The following is a 15,508-nucleotide window of genomic DNA, read 5'->3' on the forward strand; positions in this document are numbered from 1 at the left end:
ACGCTTCACCCCCCTCAATGGAGTCCATCATGAGCACCCTTCGCCGTCTCGCCACGGCATCCGCCGCCACCACCCTCCTGCTCACCACCACCCTGGTGGGTTGCGGAGACGACGACGACAAGACGCCGGGCCCGTCCGATACCAAGGAGCCCGTGTACAGCCTGGCCACCTCGGTCTTCTCGCAGGCGGGAAGCGCCACGTACGTGAGCGTCTTCAACTCCCTGGACATCACCGGGCTGGATTTGACGAAGGCCCGCGAGCACTCCGGCTTCGCGACGATTGGCGCCGTCGACGGGATGCTCTTCGTCGGAGCGGGCGAGGCGCCCGAGGTGTCGCGCTACACGGTGAAGGACGACGGCACGCTGGAGGACGCGGGGCGCATCAGCTTCGCCAGCTACGGCCTCGCCACCTCGCCGCTCTACTTCAACCAGTTCGTGGACTCGACCACCGCGTACATGTCGCTGGAGGAGTCCAAGCGCATCATCTGGAATCCCTCGACGATGCAAATCTCCGGTCCCGCCGAGGTGCCGGGCCTGGTCCGCGAGCGCGATGGCCTGGTGGTGAAGACGGGCTATGACCGCGCCCGCGTGGTTCGCGGTGACGATGTGTTCCAGGCGTTCTACTGGACGGATGGCAGCTACTTCGACTTCCTGCCCACCTCGCAGATCGCCATCTATTCGAAGGCGGATGACAGCCTGGTGAAGCTGCTGGACGCGCCGTGCCCCGGGCTCGACGTGGCGACGCAGGACGAGGCCGGCAACCTCTACTTCTCCAACTGGGTGTTCAGCTCCGCGGCGCCCGTCCTCAAGGAGACCGCGCCCGCCACTTGCGTGGTGCGCATCAAGGCCGGCTCGCGGGAGATCGACACCACCTTCACGCGCTCGCTGTCCTCGCTGGTGGGCGGCCGTCAGACGGCGGCGTTCCGCTACCTGGGCAACGGCACCGGCGTCGTCGCCGTGTTCCACGACGAGGACATGACCATCGACGCGAACACCAAGGCCACCGACATCACCGGCGGCCTGCACTGGAAGCTGTGGCGGGTGAACCTGGAGGCTGGCACGGCGTCGCCCATCGAGGAGCTCGGCTTCATCGCGGGCGGTTACTACTCCTTCGCGCTGGACGGCCGGACGTTCCTGCTGCTGCCCACGGCGGACTACAGCAAGACGGCCATCTGGGAGCTGGGCGTCAGCGGCGCGGCGGTGAAGCGCTTCGAGACGCAGGGCTGGGCGTACCAGTTCGTGAAGGTGCGCTGAGCCGTCGTGCCTGACGCGCCTGGCTTCTTTCGAGGCCGGGCGCGTCGTCCTTGCCGTCCGTCAGTACTCGAGCGTGCCCTTGAGCCAGGCCGCGCGGCCGGGCCGCTCGACGCCGAAGAAGTCGAAGACGCGCGCGTCGGTGACGTTCTCCAGTTCGGCGGTGAGCCCCGCGGTGAGCTTGCCTCTCCGGACGCGGTAGCCGACTCCCGCCGCCTGCACGAACTGGGTGGAGATCTTGTCCTTCGACTCCACCGTGCCCAGGCCCTCCCAGTTGCGGAAGAAGCCATTCACGTAGCGGGTGCTCCAGAACGGTGACAGCTCGTCCTCCGCCAGCGCCAGCCCTCGCAGCGACACCCGGGCCGTGGCGTTGGCGAAGAGCCATGGACGGTTCGGCAGGCGTCGTCCCTCGAAGGCGCCGAAGGTGCCCTGGCCGGAGGCGTTGCGCGGGTTCTGCACCGTGGCGTTGGCCTCCAGGCTGAAGAGGCCGCCCGGTGAACTCCACCCGGCCGAGCCCTCGACGCCGAGAATCCGCGCCGCGTACACGTTCTGGTAGCTCCAGTCGCGGTCCCTGCCAGCGAGCAGGATGAGGTTGTCCGCGAAGCGCGCGAAGCCGTTGAGCTCGCCCCGGAAGCTGCCCAGCTTCGTGCGCAGCGGCACGGTGGCGAGGCCCAGGTTCAGGTTGTGGCTGTGCTCCGGTTCCAGGTCGAGGTTCTCCTGGACGAGCACGCCGTTGCCGAAGACCTCGTCGGGGCGCGGCAGGCGCGTGGCGCGTTCGTAGCTGGCCTTGAGGTAGACGGGCGAGCCCAGCCGGAGCCGCAGCGCCGCGCCACCTCCGAGCTGATGCAGGTCGCGGTCCTTGTCGCGCCAGCCCCCCGTCTCCAGCGGCTGCTCGGCCTTGGCCACGTAGACGTAGTCCTTGCCGAAGAGGATGACCTCCAGCGCGTCGTCGAGCAGGTCGACCTGGTATTCGAGGCCGGTGACGAAGGTGAGCTGGGAGCGCTCCGGAGCGAGCCGGTCCGGGTCGCTGGGGCTGACCTTGCGCCGCTCCTCACCGGTCCGCACCATCAGCGTCGGAGCGAAGGCGAGCCGCAGCGTCTGGTGCTTCGCCACGTCCCAGCCCACGTTGACGCGGCCGTAGATGGACTGCTGCCAGACGGTCTGGTCGATGGGGCTCTCACCCAGTTCGCCCGCGACCTCGCGCGGATTGACGCGGTTTCCGAACCAGTCGTAGACCCACTCGCCCACGTCCGTGAGCCTCGTGGCCTGCCACGCGTAGCCGGCCAGCACATCCAGGCGTGCGCTCGGCGACAACGTCTTCGCGTAGAGCAGCTGCGCGCCCAGCGAGTCGGCGTCGTAGCGGGCCTCGCCGTAGGGAGCGCCCGACATCACCAGGTTGTGTTGCAGCTCCTTGTCATGCTGGGAGCCGAAGGCGCGCACGACGATGCGGTCCGCCCAGGACAGGCCGGTGTAGCCCGCCTCGACGCCACCGCCGAGCGCCTCGTAGCCGTCGTGGAAGCGCTTGACGGTGACGGGACGGATGGAGCCCCGGTCGTCCGCGGCCTCCACGTCGACGGAGTAGTCGTTGTTCGTGGTGTCCGCGAAGAAGTGGGCCCGCGCGTAGAAGCCCTCTTCGGCGGGCTTGTAACCGCCGCCGAGCGTGAGACGGAAGGTGCCGAAGGCTCCACCCTGGAGGGACACCGCCCCATGCGCGCCTGTCTCCAGTGGCGCGGAGGTGAGGTTGACGGCGCCACCGAGCGCGTCCGCGCCGTAGCGCACCGGCACCACGCCCCGATAGAGCTGGATGGCGTCCACCAGGTTGACGGGCACGTTGGCGATGCCGAAGGGGTAGCCCGAGAGGTCCAGCGGCACGCCGTCGAGGAAGAAGCGAATCTGGTCGTCGGTGAGGCCGTTGAGCGCGAACAGCGCGGTGCTGCCGAGCCCACCCGTGCGCCGCACCTCCACGCCCTCCTGCGAGGCGAGCACCTGGCCCAAATCTCCAGAGCGCGAGCGCGCGCGCTGGATGCTGACGATTTTCACGGCCTCGGCGGACTGGCGCCGCTCTTCCGCGTCCGAGCGCGCGGAGACGGTGGTCTCCAGCTTCTTCTCCTCGGGGACCGGCGGCGTGGGCTCCGCTGTCGCGCCAGGCTCCGCCGTGGGCTCGGTGATGGGCGCCTGGGGGACGGGAGGCGAGGCGGGCGCGTCGAGCTTGAAGGTGTGAGCCAGCTCAATCTGGCACGCCACGGCCTCGCCCCGGACGCGCGCGGGCTCGAACTTGAAGGAGAGGCTGGTGGTCCGCACGGCTTCGTCGAAGGCCGCGCCCGCGGAGCGGACGACCTCCGAGTCCGTCACGGTGCCCTGCTCATCGAGCGTGAGTCGAAGGACGACCTCGCCCTCGCGCCCGGCCGCCTGCTCGGCTTCGGGATAGGGGACCCCGACGCTGTCGAGGCGCCGAGGCACCTGGACCTCGTCGCTCGGTGGGGCCTCCGCCGTGGCCGAGGCCGGAGCGGGCCCCTCGGAAGGGGACGGCGTGGACGGGGCCGGGGAGGCCACCGAGAGGAGCAACGCGAGGGAGGTGACCGGTGAGAACATCCGCAATCCCGGACTACTTGGTTTTGCGACGCAATATCAATTGCGCGGCCAGGGGGATATCGAGGATTGCGGCGAGGCGGTCAAGGCGCGCGGCCCGTCCGCCTCGTGAGGTCCTGCTTCCTCGCCCGCGAGCCCCACGTCACGGGCTCGCGGCGAGGGAGGGCCGCTCACTGGACGATGGCGCCCAGCTCCGTCTCGCCCGGGTCGACCTTCGCTTCCGGGTTGGACCAGACGAAGGGGATGCCCGGCTGGCGGTACAGGGTGGTGGGGATGTCCTTGGCCAGCTGCGCGTGCAGCTCCGGGAGCTGGGACCAGTGCACGCCATGCTTCGTGTGGTGGGCGGTGTGGAAGCCCAGGTTGCCGGTCATCAGGTTGTAGCCCCGGTGAACGATGTTGTACGAGGCCTCCGAGTGCTCCGTCGTCTCCAGCCCCGTGTGGTGGAAGTAGGTGGCCCAGACGGTGACGTAGAGCGACGCCACCATGGGGAGCAGGAACACGAAGAGGGCGTTGTACCAGTCGTGCCAGAACAGGACGCCGAGCAGCGCCACGTGGAGCGCGCCCATGGCCAGGAAGATGCGCTGGGCCTTCGGGTGTGAGCGCCCCACGGCGTAGGCCCGGGGGTAGGCCTGCAGCGTGTTGATGACGGAGAACTCGACCTCGCCCATGGTGGACCCGTCATCGCGCTTCCAGCGGGCCTCGTCCTTCTCCTGGTCCAGGTAGTTGCGGTGGTGGCCGACCACGTGGTGGAGGAACCACGCCTGGGACGTCACACCCGTCTGGAAGCCGAAGATGACTTCCAGCAGGCGGTTGGGCAGCGCGTGCCGGAACATGGGCACGTGCTGGTGGTGGTGGTTCCAGGCGCTGATCCACCCCTTGGGAATCACCCAGAAGGCGAGCCAGAGGAGGGGGAGCCACCAGCTTCTCGCCGTGAAGTAGACCGTCAGGTCCAGGGCGAACACCGTGGCGAACAGCAGGACGGGGATGCGGTCTCTGGGATGTCGGAACAATGTCATGCGGATTCCACAGCGGGGGTGGGACGGGCTCCCAGGGGAGGGTAGAGGGTTTGCCGCTCGCGCGGGACAAGCTTCCCAGAGACGCCCTTCGGAAGCACCACGCCGAAGAAGAAACCCTCCTCGAAGGGCTCCGTCGAATCGACGTGGACGCGCACCCGGGCGCCGAGGGTCGCCAGCGCGGTGCGCAGGAACACCATGGCGAAGTCTCCGGCCACGCAGGCCCGAGGGCCCCGGCCGAACGGGAAGAAGTGGCCGCTGCCGAGCGGATTGCTGGCCGCGCCGCCGTTCAGCCAGCGCTCCGGGTCGAACGTCTCCGGGCTGGTCCAATGCGTCGCGTCGCGGTGCAGGTGCTGGTTGGAGATCATCAGCGTGGTCTCCGGCGGCACCATGACGCCCGCGAGCTTCGTCTCGGTGGACGGCGAGCGACGCATCAGGACGCGGACGGCGGGGAGGATTCGCAGGGACTCCAAGGCGACGGCCTCGCCCCAGGGCGCCCCGCGGAGCCGCTCATGGGTCAGCGGCTCCTCCGCCAGCGACGCGGACTCCAGCGCCAGGCGCTCCTCCGCGGCGGGGTACTTCTGGAGCTGGTGGTAGGCGGCGACGAGGGTGGTGCTGGAGGAGAAGACGCCGCCGAAGAAGAACGAGCCGAGCAGGTTCGCATGGACCTGGTCATCCAGCTCCGGCATCTCGCGCAGCGTCCACGACATCAAGTCGACCCGGTGCGCGGCCGGGGCCTGGCGCGCGGCGCGAATCTTGTCCGCGAACAGCCCGTAGAAGCGCTCCCTGGCCGCCGGGAAGCCCTTGGGCACCGAGACGAACTTGAGGGGGAGCTTCGCCTGGATGCGCGCATCCGCGGCGGCGGCCAGCAGCATGAAGTCGTCGTACGCGGACGTGGGGAGCTTCTCGCCCACCGTGGCCACGCAGAACGCATCGAACGTCAGCTTGCGCAGCCCGGGCGTCAGGTCGGGTGAGTGTGTGTGGAGCAGCGCCTCCACCGACTCCGCGATGGCGGCCCGCATCGGCTCCACCTGGGCCTCTCGCCACGCCTGGGTCCACGGCTGCGCCAGCGGGTCCATGCCGTGCTTGCGCTTCCAGTCCTCTCCCTGCTGCGCGGTGAACGGCGTGTCGTCCGTGACGGAGTGGCGGATCTGCTCGCCGATGTTGCCCTTCTCGAACTCCAGCCGGCGCGTCTCCAGCACCTCTTTGATGACGCCGGGGTCGTTGAGCACCAGCGCGGGGGAGGGCCCCAGCCAGGCGACGGTGACGGGGCCGTACTCCCGCGCATAGCGGGCGCACACGTCCCAGGGCTGCACGCCCAGGAAGTCCCCGATGTTGCCCAGGATGCCAGGCGGCGGTCCCGGCAGGCTGGCGAGGGGCTTTCGCCGGCCGCCGAAGAACAGGTTGAACAGACCGCGAGAGAGCAGGTTCGGCACGGTGAAGCCTCCGGTGCTGCTCAGACGGTGATGCCGCAGGGAATCTTGTCGGGCTGCAGGACGGTGTAGGGCACGTCGGCGCGCGCGTTGCGAGCCTTCACCGCCACCAACTGGTCTCGCATGCGCTGGTGGAAGCGTTCGCGCAACGCCAACAGCTCGGGCTCCTGGAAGTACTCCTCGCGCCAGCCGAACTCGTTCAGCAGGTACTCCTCATCCTCCCCGAAGCTGGAGAGCGCCCGGCCGATGGCCACCTGCCAGAGTGTCTGGGACTTGCTGGGAATCATGGCGGTGATATCGCTCGGGCCCAGGACGCCCTTCTGACGGGGCGGCTCCTGGCGCATGCACAAGGGCGCGTTGGGTACGAAGGCGTAGTGCTCGTATTGCAGGTAGTTGACCGCGGCGTGCTGGACGCTGACCGTGAAGAGGACGGTGGCGAGCATGTCGACCAGGTCGTCCACGCGGGAGAGCTCCTGGCAGGGCAGCTTGTCGACGGGCAGGCCGTGCTCGGTGAGGTCCTTCCACCAGCTTTGCATCTCGGTGTCGCCCTCGAGGTCCGCGTCGGTCCGATAGAAGTGCCGGAGCACCCCGCCGATGTACTCCTCGAAAGCATCCCACAAGGGGAGGGCATCGTCGCGATAGGGGTAATAGGGCAGGACGTCAGGGGACAGCACGCCCCGGCGCTCGAAGTCCGGCCGAGGCTTGTTGTCCATGAGCTTCCAGCGCTGGTACCCCTTCTTGCCGAGCTGGAGGTGGCCCTTGTCCGGTCCCCCGGTGGCGATGAAGTCATCGAATACCCCGCCCTCGGCGAGCAGGCCCTTGCGCGCTCCCTCGTTGATGGCGAGCGTGTAGCGGAAGTGCCGGCGCAGGAGTTTGTAGACGGGGTGCGGGTCCGGGAGGTTGCGCATCGTCGCCACGACGAAGGGCTCCGCCACGAAGTGGGTGCGCAGCGCGTGGCCCACCATCTGGTGCGTGTTGCCCTCGCTGCAGCGGACGTAGATTTTCGCCGCGAGCCAGTCGTACTCGCCGTCATTCGGCGTGAAGACCGGGTCCTTCTGGGCGTCGCGACCCAACTGGATGGCGAGCGGGCGGAGATGGCGGGTGTCGTCCAGGTACAACAGGCAGCGCGACGCAGGGGCCCAGCGCCGCTCCTCGACGCCCTTCTCGTTGACCTTCCGGTACATGGGGATGCCGTCGAGGATTTCGAAGTCGAGCAGGAAGATGCGCTTGCTGTCGAGCGCGAGCGCCAGCGTGGTGCCGGGCGACAAGAGGCCGCGCACCTCGTCATCCGTCAGCGGCATGCCCTCGGGCAGGCTGGGGATGAGGGTGATGTGCAGCGGGTTGATGCCCTGCACGGCCTGCCGCGCGAACTCGTAGTCGTCCTTCCACCGCTGCGAGAGCTGGGGGACCTCCAGGCCCTTGAAGAAGTCGAAGATGTCGACGAGCCCGTTCCACGCGCTGGACAGCATGGGCAGGTGCAGCTTGATGGACGCCAGCGTCTTGGCGATGACGACCTCGTAGCTGCCCTCCGTCAGGCCCCGGTACAGCTCGTCCTTGGGCAGGGGCCGCGTCTCGCTCAAGTCCAGCGCGCCGGGAAGCCCCTCGGTGGCCGAGGCGGCACGCCAGGGATACATCTGCTGACGGTGCTTGAGCAGCTCGCGTCGCGCCATTGACTCGCGCGCGCTGCCCGCCTGTCGTGGAATCTTCGCGGCGCCCTCCAGCACATCCACCGTGGCCCCGCCCCGCACCCACCGGAAGAGCGGAAAGCGCCATTGCCTTCCCTCCGACGTGACGTGGGCCCAATCCAGCAACCAGTCTCCCGCGACGCCCCCCGCGTTGGTGAAGCGCAAGAGGACCAGGTTGCCCAGGTCCATGGACTTCACGGAGTAGATGTCCTCCGCGCCCGCCTCGAAGTCATTGTGGAAGCGCTTGTCCAGCGCGTGCGGCCCGCTCTCCCCTTGCGTGCCCACCAGGGTGACGGAGATGTCTGCATCCGTGCCCGCGCCGAGCTTCGCGCTCGTGCGGATTTTGAGCTTGTACTCGACAGTCATGGAACCCTCTACGGAACGGGGCAGACCGTAGGACGGGGAAAGCGAGGGCTGCAAGCCATGCTACCCTCCCCGCGGACGGATGCAGGCGTCGCTCAGCACACGGAATCAGCGAAGGTTCCAGTGGCCCTGTCATGAGTGAGGGACACCCGTGGAGGTCGGGCTGATGACAGACGGTGGCACTGAAAGGCCCGAGGCCAGGGGCAGGGGACGGGGATGATGTTCGCGGTGCTGCGTCGGTGGATGGGCGCTCTCGGGTTCAAGGGACGCGAGCGTGGCGGGAATGAAGTGCTGGACGCCCAGGAGCTGGCGCGGTGGTACTCGGGCCTGAAGCTGGAGGAGCGGCTGGCCCTGAGTCGTCAGCTCGCACCTCGGGTCCGTGCGGGTCGCACCGTGCGGGACACCTCCACGCTGCCGGCGGTGGTGGTGGGACGTCTGGTTTTCGAGCAGGACGGTCCTGAAGGCCCCATTCCCTTGCATCACATCAAGGTGGAGCTGTGGGACCGGGACTTCGGCGCGCCGGATGATTTTCTGGGGGAGGGTTTCACGGACCCGGAGGGTGGGTTCTCGGTCCGCTACGACCCCGCCGACGCGGGCGTGGGAGACCTGCCCGACTTGGAGGTCCGCTTCTTCGAGCCGCAGCACACCTTCCGTCCGGACGGGCAGGTGGTGGAGACGTGGCGGCGCATCGGCTCCGAGCATGGGCCGGACGACCATGGGGGACTGCACCACGACTTCGGGACGTTGAGGCTGCCGTATTGGGAATACGATTCGACGACGCCGCTGGCCCGCCTGCTCGTGACGGAGGAGGGGACGGCGCCCACGGCCTATGCGCCGGGCCGCGCGCTGGCGATGTTGAAGGCCGTGGCGCCGATAGAACTCGTCAAGCGCGGGCATCTGCTGAAGGGGAAGCTGGGACAGGCCCCCGCGCTGGACAGGATTCAGGCGGACTATCCGGAGGCGATGACGGTGCGGATGGAGCGCGAGTCGCCGGGCTCCACGCGCACGGACGCCTTCTTCGGAGAGCGGCTGCTCAACGGCATGTTCTCCAGCGTCCTCGACAAGGACCCGGAGGCGCCCGGAGAGGCGAACGCGTTCCGGCTCTACCTCCCGTGGAACGCGTACGAGCAGGACGGCATCCACTGTCTGCCGGATGTGGACGTGCGGCTGCGGCTGGTGGAGGAGCGGCTGTTGCCGGTGCGCATCATCCTGGGTCTGCGCGAGCCGGGTGCGACGGCCCCTGGCTCACCGGTGACGCGGCGGAGCTTCACGCCCGCGGATGGCGAGGGCTGGGAGGCCGCCAAGCGGATGGCGCGGGTGAGCGCGACGCTGGACACCGAGCTGGGCAACCACCTGGGGCAGTGTCACTTCAACGTCGAGCAGTACGCCATCGCCGCGCATCGCAACCTGCGAAAAAGCCCGCTGCGCTGGTTGCTGATGCCGCACCTGCGTGAGGTGGTGCTCATCAACCGCTCGGCCAACGGCTTCCTCGTCGGGCCCACGGGCTACATCACCCGCGCGAGCGCGCTGACGGAGCGGGGCGTGCAGTCGCGGCTCCAGCACCTGTTGGGCAGCTACGACTGGAAGGGCTTCGAGCCCGCGCCGCCCGTCTGCGAGGGACACCGCTACGCGCGCGCGGCGGGGCTGTTCTGGAAGCTGTTGGGCGAGCACGTGGACGCGTTCTTCGCGGAGCACGGCGTGGCGCTGGAGGCCGAGTGGCGCGAGGTGCGGCGCTTCTCGGATGACCTGGTGGCGCACTCCGCGCCGGCCTTCGTGTGTCGCTACCTCCGGGCGATGGTGCCAGGGAAGGCCGCGCCGTGGTTCGTGCGCTCCGAGCGCATGGACCTGGACGCGAAGACGCAAGAGCCCGTGCCCAAGGCGGTCAGCGCGGTGACGTGGACGGACGTCCCCCAGCCCGGGGAGCTGGAGTCGCTCAAGCGCTTGTGTCGCTACGTCATCTACTTCGCGACCTTCCGTCACGCGTGGGCCAACAACCTCCAGTGGGACGACGCGGGCGAGGTGCTGTACGCGTGTCTGGGATTGCGCTGGGGGAAGGGTGGGGCGTTGTCGACGGAGGCGGACCTGGACGTCGCGCCCTCGCCGGAGGAGGCCACGGAGATGCTGTGGATTTCGTGGATGCTGTCCAAGACGAACTACGGCTTCCTGCTGGCGAACGAAGAGGATGACGTGCACCCCCGGTTCGTGGAGCTGCTGCGCGCGCACGCCGCCGAGTTCTCAGCGCTGGGGCTGGATATCAGGACGGTCAGCTCGCGCATCAACATATAGCCGCCGAAAGCTCGCGTTGCCTCGGGGCATGAACGATTCAAGGCAATGAGCGGCCGCCGATTGCAGGGAAGCGCTCATAGGTACGCAGAAGCGTGGCCAGGTGCTCTGGGTTGTCGAGGTCGAGCGGCGCGTTCGTGAGCCGCACGACCCATCCGCCCGATGCCGTGTAACGCGCGCGGGAAAGCAGGTCCGCATCCCGGGCCTGGTCGGGAAACCCGATGGCTCGGGCAGTAGCGGCCGACCAGTAGTTCAGCCATCCGAGGCGATGCGGAATCTCCGGCGAGTGGAGCATCTCGGGGAGTTTGAGTGCGGGCAGCCCACGGGGAGGACGCGGTGGCCCCTCCACTATGGGGCTCGTCTGCTCGGCGATCTCCACCCCCGCCTTGAACGGTGTTGCGTGTCCCCAGAGTGCACCCGCGCCCTCTGCAATGGCCTCAAGGACGTCGGTGGTGGCATCAGGGCCAGCAGTGTCGAGTGGAAGGTCGACATGGACTTCGACGTGCGGTGGGCTTCCCGCTGCAAGCCCGCTCGGGTTCTCCCACGCGGCAATCGTTACAGGATGCTCGTCGTTGTCGTTGCTCAGGAACAGAAAGCCGCTGCTCGTCCTGTTGGCTCTGACCCATGCGTCGCGGTCGGGCAACGCGATGAGGTCCTCCTTTTCAGAGGAGGTCCACTCCAAGCGCAATCCAGGAAGCGCACGCTCCATTCCATGGATGATGGCCAGCGCACGGCCTTCGTCGCCCTGGAAGACAGGTGCGTAGACGATGATGGCGAGTTCATCCTGTCTGGATGTCATTTCAACACCAATCCATGATGACGACATTGAGAGTGGGATCCGCCAGCCTCAGCTCGGCTTTGTGAGCCTCGCTGCGCACTCCAACGAAGAAGTGATATCCACACTCCTTGGCGAGCAGCGCCTCGCGCTGCAGTTCGGCCAGCTTCATCTTGACGAAGAACCTTCGCGAGCGGGGCGACTGTTTCTCGAAATCATCTGTCTTGACCTCCCACAGAGTGCGAGTGGTGAGGACCAGTGCATCGAAGTATTTGCCGTTGATGAGTACATTCAGGCCGGGAAAGTTGTTGCCCGGAACGTTGTTGGCGCATTCGTCATGCGAGTCGTTTCCTCCACGGGGCGGTCCTGGAATGGGCCTGCACTCCGGTCGGCGCTGTCGCCCCAGCGGGTCGGTCGGAATGGGTGGGAACGAATCCTGCCCTGAAGTTTCAGGATTGGGCGTTCGATTCGGGGAGGAGTCCTCGTGAGGAGTGGGCTTCGTGTTGGCGACGGCTTCTGGCTCGTCGGAGCTGCTCCCCCTCAGTTCATATGCTTCCAATGCCTCCTTGATGGCGACTCCCACCACCACCACGCCCACGACAATCACCGTGCCCACAACAAGCTCAGGGGCAGCCAGGATACAGAGGCCGATTCCCAGGGTAGCCGTGCCCGCCGAAGCAACGGCGCATCTTCCGGTCCGGTCGTTGAAGCGGACCCGGTCATGGTCGAGGGCGCGAAAACACCGCTCCGCCATAATGGGCCAGGGCTGAGAAGCCTCACGGACGACGCACCGGCCCCCGTCTCTCCACGGGAGCCTGGCCGCGCGCTGGAGGTTGGCGACCCGCGGGTTCGAGGTCACGCGACCTCGTGGTTCTGGTGTCGACGCAGCGCACGCCGAGAGGAAGAGCAGCAGGGCGGTACAGGCACGGAGACGCATGGTGACGTCCTTTCAGTCGGGCCCGGGCGCCGGGGTCAACTATGTCTGCTGGAGTATGCCAGGACGCGCGAACGACGAGAGCACTCTGACGCCCTGGTGTGGGCGATGAGGTCATCAAACTCGCTCGGCCTGGTGCTGGGGGGCTACGGAGTCAGGCCGCTGAACTCCGGGTGACGGCGCGCGGCCTCCTGGTAGGGCGAGAGCACGCGGTGCTCCTCCCGTCCCGTGAGGGACAGCGCCCACAGAGGGAAGATGCGCAGATAGGTGTCGTAGTGGATGGCGCAGGTGCGACTGAAGACCCCCGCCTCCGGCTCGCGTGGCCACCGGCCATCGGCCCCCTGTCGCGCGCGCAGCCACGCCACTCCTCGGCGAGTGACCTCCGAGTCACCCTCGCCGGCGGCCACGAGTGACAGCAGCGCCCATGACGTCGTCACCGCGTGCCCCGTGGCCCCCTCCACCCAGCGACGCTCACGGCAGCTCTGGATGGTCTCGCTCCAGGCGCCGTCCTCGCGCTGGTGCTCCTCGAGAAAGCGGACCGCCTGGCGCAGCGCCGGGTTTCCAGGCCGGGCGCCACCGGCCACGAGGCCCGTCACCCCGAACCACGTGCCATAGCTGAAGCACACGCCCCACGAGCCCTCCCAGCCTCCGTCAGGCCGCTGCGTGCGGCGCAGGAAGTCCAGGCCGCGCGCGATGGCCTGACCCACCGGAGCTCCGGGCCGGGCCCTTCGCCAGGCGATGAGTGCCTGGACGCAGGCGGATGTGCACTCGACATAGCTGACGTCCACCATGACGCCAGAGAACACGTCGGAGGGATTGAACCGTTCCATCCAGCGGGGGGCTCGTGTGCGCTCGTACGTGGCCCACCCGCCATCGCGATTCTGGAGCGAGAGGATGAACTCCACGGCCTGGGCCAGTCGCTCGCGAGGCACGCGGTTGAGCCCCAGCGGCTCCAACAACAGACACGCCTTCACCGCCTCCGCCGTGCAGTCGCTGATGGGCCAGCCATGGGCGCGCGTGCTGAAGGGCCAGCCCCCTCGGCTCGGATGACGGTGGAAGCGCTCGGCACGCGGAGAGTCCTCCAGCACCTGCTCCGACTCCAGGAAGCGGCTCGCGCGCGCGAGCGTGGCCCGTGCCTCCTCCTGGCCTGAGACCACCAGCGCCTGGACCGCGAAGGCGGTGTCCCAGAGCTGCGAGGAGTTGTAGCCATTGACCGTCACGCCCTCCGGAGTGCGCTGGAGGTAGTCCGGCAGGCGCTCCAGGTGGGCGCGCACCTCCGGGCCGTCTGGCCGGGCCAGATGCCACACCACGGTGTTGAGCACCTTGTTGATGGGCCCGATGCAGATGAAGTGCGTGGCCTCGTCCTCGCCGCGAATCTGCGCCAGCGACTCCTCCAGCGCGCGGTCGCGGAGCCGCCTGGAATGCAGCCGCTCGTAGAGCCCGAGCACGCGATTCACCGCCCGCAGCCACGCGCCGCGCGGAGTGTAGACGTCGGTGGCGGCGACCCGGTTGCGTGCGGCCTTCCAGTCCACGTCCGCGTAGGGCAGGGGATACAGCTCGCGGCGCAGCTCGGCCAGCAAGGGCGTCTCGGCGGCGCGCGCACGGCGGCCATAGAGCCAGCCCATGGGCAGGTACACCATGCGGCAGTGGCACCACAGGCGCGACGGATGGAACGGCAGCGCGCGCGGCAGCAGCCACAGCTCCGGCGGCGTGGGCGCGAGCCCGTCGTATTCGTAGAGCCCCAGCAGGGCGAGGACGGCCTTGCCCCAGGAGCCACTGCCCAGCGGTCCGCCCCGAGGCAGGAACCAATCTCGCGCACGGATGAGGCCCGGGTCCTCGGCCTCGACGCCGAGCAGCCGCAGCGCCACGTAGTTGAGCACCGTCGTGAAGACGAGGCTCGGTGACTCCACGTCCAGCCCCCAGCCGCCATCCTCGTTCTGATGGGCGCGAGCGTAGGTGACGAGGCCCTCCCGGGTGCGTGCGTCCGGAGCCCGTCCAAGCACATACAGCCCGGCCACGTATACCGGGCTCAAGAAGAGGGGCCCGCTGTAGTCGCCCTTCCAGGAGCCATCCGCCTCCTGGGTCCGGGCAAGCACGTCACGGGCCCGCTGCATCATCTCATCGCCTCGGCCCCCTGGGGCACGCGCGAGCACTCCGCGTAGAACGCCCGGAGCGCCGCATCCGAGGCGACCCGCTCCTGCGTGCGCAGCATCACGTTCAGCACCGCGTCCCGGCCAATCTTCACCGGGGTAGGGTCGAACACCGCGGGATTTCCCTCCACCACGTTGAGCGTCATCACCGCGAAGAAGAGGGGATACAGGCAGAACAGCCGGAGGCCTGGCTCTTCGGGCGGAATCGCCAGCGAGTATTCGAGCGCTTCATCCAGCTCACGGCGCGCCACCGCCACCAGCTCCGTGTGCAGCGCCATCGCCCGGGCGCGATTGCCTGGCAGCGCAAGCGTGGCCGGCTCCAGGCCGTACGCGGCCATCCGGTCCAGCGGCAGCCAGCAGCGTGCGTTGTCCAGGTCCTCGCGCACGTCCTTCAGGATGTTGGCGAGCTGCAACCCCCTGCCAAACGCGACGGCCTTCGGGACGAGCAGGGCCTGTCTCGCTGGAGTGACGAGCGGCGAGTAGTCGATGAAGAGTCCGGTCAGCATCTCGCCCACCACGCCCGCCACGAAGTAGCAGTACGTGAGCGTCGCCTGGAGGTCCGGCAGCCCCAGCACCCGCGCGGCGCGTCCGTGCTGTCGCTGAATCTGACTCATGCCGTCGGTCATGATGCGCATGCAGCGCACGATGTGGGGATGGACCCAGGAGGGAAGCGAGGCCAGGGTCTTCAGCACCGTGGAGATGCCCATGAGGAGCTCCACTTCGGCCTCGGGCGCGGACTCACGCAGCGCCGAGGCGGCCCGGCGGGCAAAGGCCTGGGAGCGTGCTTCCCAGCCCGGCTCCAGCCTCACGAGGCCCATCAGCTCGTCGAACAGCTCCCGCTGGAATGGCAGGCGGGCTTCATCCTCCAGCGTGTCCGCGACGCGGCAGAGCAGGTAGGCCACCGTGACGGCGAGGTCCAGGGGCTCCGGCAGCAGGGGGATGTTCAGCGCGAATGTCCGGGAGACCTTGGGTAGCACCGCTCGGCAGAACGACTCTTCCAGGGCAACCATGGCTTCCTCCACTGCGTCATGTC

Annotated in this window: 10 protein-coding genes; 2 read left to right on the plus strand and 8 right to left on the minus strand. The window is 68.3% G+C overall.

Translation table 11 applies throughout. The features are described 5' to 3' along the window. Nucleotides 1-29: 29 nt before the first annotated feature. Nucleotides 30-1,253, plus strand: a complete 1,224-nt coding sequence (locus G4D83_RS26170) for an MxcI (protein ID WP_163867556.1) — start codon at nt 30-32, stop codon at nt 1,251-1,253. Nucleotides 1,254-1,313: 60 nt separating this feature from the next. Here G4D83_RS26170 and mxcH read toward each other — a convergent pair whose 3' ends face one another. The 4 genes from mxcH to G4D83_RS26190 form a co-directional block, all read right to left on the minus strand. Continuing rightward, the gene (mxcH, locus tag G4D83_RS26175; RefSeq protein WP_163867557.1) at nt 1,314-3,842 is read right to left on the minus strand and encodes a TonB-dependent siderophore myxochelin receptor MxcH; all 2,529 of its coding nucleotides are present in this window, start codon (nt 3,840-3,842) and stop codon (nt 1,314-1,316) included. A gap of 167 nt (nt 3,843-4,009) precedes the next feature. Then, complete coding sequence (locus G4D83_RS26180; protein WP_163867558.1) at nt 4,010-4,855, minus strand: fatty acid desaturase family protein; 846 nt, start codon at nt 4,853-4,855, stop codon at nt 4,010-4,012. Then, nucleotides 4,852-6,288 (minus strand): cytochrome P450, encoded by a 1,437-nt coding sequence (locus G4D83_RS26185; protein WP_163867559.1) that lies wholly within the window; start codon nt 6,286-6,288, stop codon nt 4,852-4,854. The genes G4D83_RS26180 and G4D83_RS26185 overlap by 4 nt, the downstream gene beginning before the upstream one ends. A gap of 20 nt (nt 6,289-6,308) precedes the next feature. After that, the gene (locus G4D83_RS26190) at nt 6,309-8,336 is read right to left on the minus strand and encodes a lipoxygenase family protein (protein WP_163867560.1); all 2,028 of its coding nucleotides are present in this window, start codon (nt 8,334-8,336) and stop codon (nt 6,309-6,311) included. 213 nt (nt 8,337-8,549) lie between these two features. Between G4D83_RS26190 and G4D83_RS26195 the strand changes: the two genes are divergently transcribed. Further along, complete coding sequence (locus G4D83_RS26195; RefSeq protein WP_240356592.1) at nt 8,550-10,619, plus strand: lipoxygenase family protein; 2,070 nt, start codon at nt 8,550-8,552, stop codon at nt 10,617-10,619. A 37-nt stretch (nt 10,620-10,656) separates the two neighbouring features. Here the strand turns inward: G4D83_RS26195 and G4D83_RS26200 are convergent, their stop codons facing one another. From G4D83_RS26200 to G4D83_RS26215, 4 genes are all read right to left on the minus strand, one after another. Beyond that, a complete protein-coding gene (locus G4D83_RS26200) occupies nt 10,657-11,415 on the minus strand; it encodes a DUF5953 family protein (protein ID WP_163867561.1) in 759 nt (252 codons plus the stop codon). A 1-nt stretch (nt 11,416) separates the two neighbouring features. After that, complete coding sequence (locus G4D83_RS46410) at nt 11,417-12,007, minus strand: DUF6310 domain-containing protein (RefSeq protein ID WP_240356594.1); 591 nt, start codon at nt 12,005-12,007, stop codon at nt 11,417-11,419. Nucleotides 12,008-12,471: 464 nt separating this feature from the next. Then, complete coding sequence (locus G4D83_RS26210) at nt 12,472-14,442, minus strand: 2,3-oxidosqualene cyclase (RefSeq protein ID WP_240356596.1); 1,971 nt, start codon at nt 14,440-14,442, stop codon at nt 12,472-12,474. Beyond that, nucleotides 14,439-15,485 carry a phytoene/squalene synthase family protein gene (locus tag G4D83_RS26215; RefSeq protein WP_163867563.1) on the minus strand — a complete coding sequence of 349 codons (1,047 nt, stop codon included), beginning with the start codon at nt 15,483-15,485 and terminating at the stop codon, nt 14,439-14,441. Before G4D83_RS26215 ends, G4D83_RS26210 begins: the two co-directional genes overlap by 4 nt. Nucleotides 15,486-15,508: the final 23 nt, after the last annotated feature.

The organism is Myxococcus eversor, from assembly GCF_010894455.1.
Taxonomy (GTDB): Bacteria; Myxococcota; Myxococcia; order Myxococcales; family Myxococcaceae; genus Myxococcus; species Myxococcus eversor.

Excerpts from the sequence above, each read along its gene's own strand:
- G4D83_RS26170 (WP_163867556.1), top strand. The coding sequence starts at position 30 with ATGAGCACCCTTCGCCGTCTCGCCACGGCATCCGCCGCCACCACCCTC.
- mxcH (WP_163867557.1), bottom strand. The coding sequence starts at position 3,842 with ATGTTCTCACCGGTCACCTCCCTCGCGTTGCTCCTCTCGGTGGCCTCC.
- G4D83_RS26180 (WP_163867558.1), bottom strand. The coding sequence starts at position 4,855 with ATGACATTGTTCCGACATCCCAGAGACCGCATCCCCGTCCTGCTGTTC.
- G4D83_RS26190 (WP_163867560.1), bottom strand. The coding sequence starts at position 8,336 with ATGACTGTCGAGTACAAGCTCAAAATCCGCACGAGCGCGAAGCTCGGC.
- G4D83_RS26195 (WP_240356592.1), top strand. The coding sequence starts at position 8,550 with ATGATGTTCGCGGTGCTGCGTCGGTGGATGGGCGCTCTCGGGTTCAAG.
- G4D83_RS26200 (WP_163867561.1), bottom strand. The coding sequence starts at position 11,415 with ATGACATCCAGACAGGATGAACTCGCCATCATCGTCTACGCACCTGTC.
- G4D83_RS26210 (WP_240356596.1), bottom strand. The coding sequence starts at position 14,442 with ATGATGCAGCGGGCCCGTGACGTGCTTGCCCGGACCCAGGAGGCGGAT.
- G4D83_RS26215 (WP_163867563.1), bottom strand. The coding sequence starts at position 15,485 with ATGGTTGCCCTGGAAGAGTCGTTCTGCCGAGCGGTGCTACCCAAGGTC.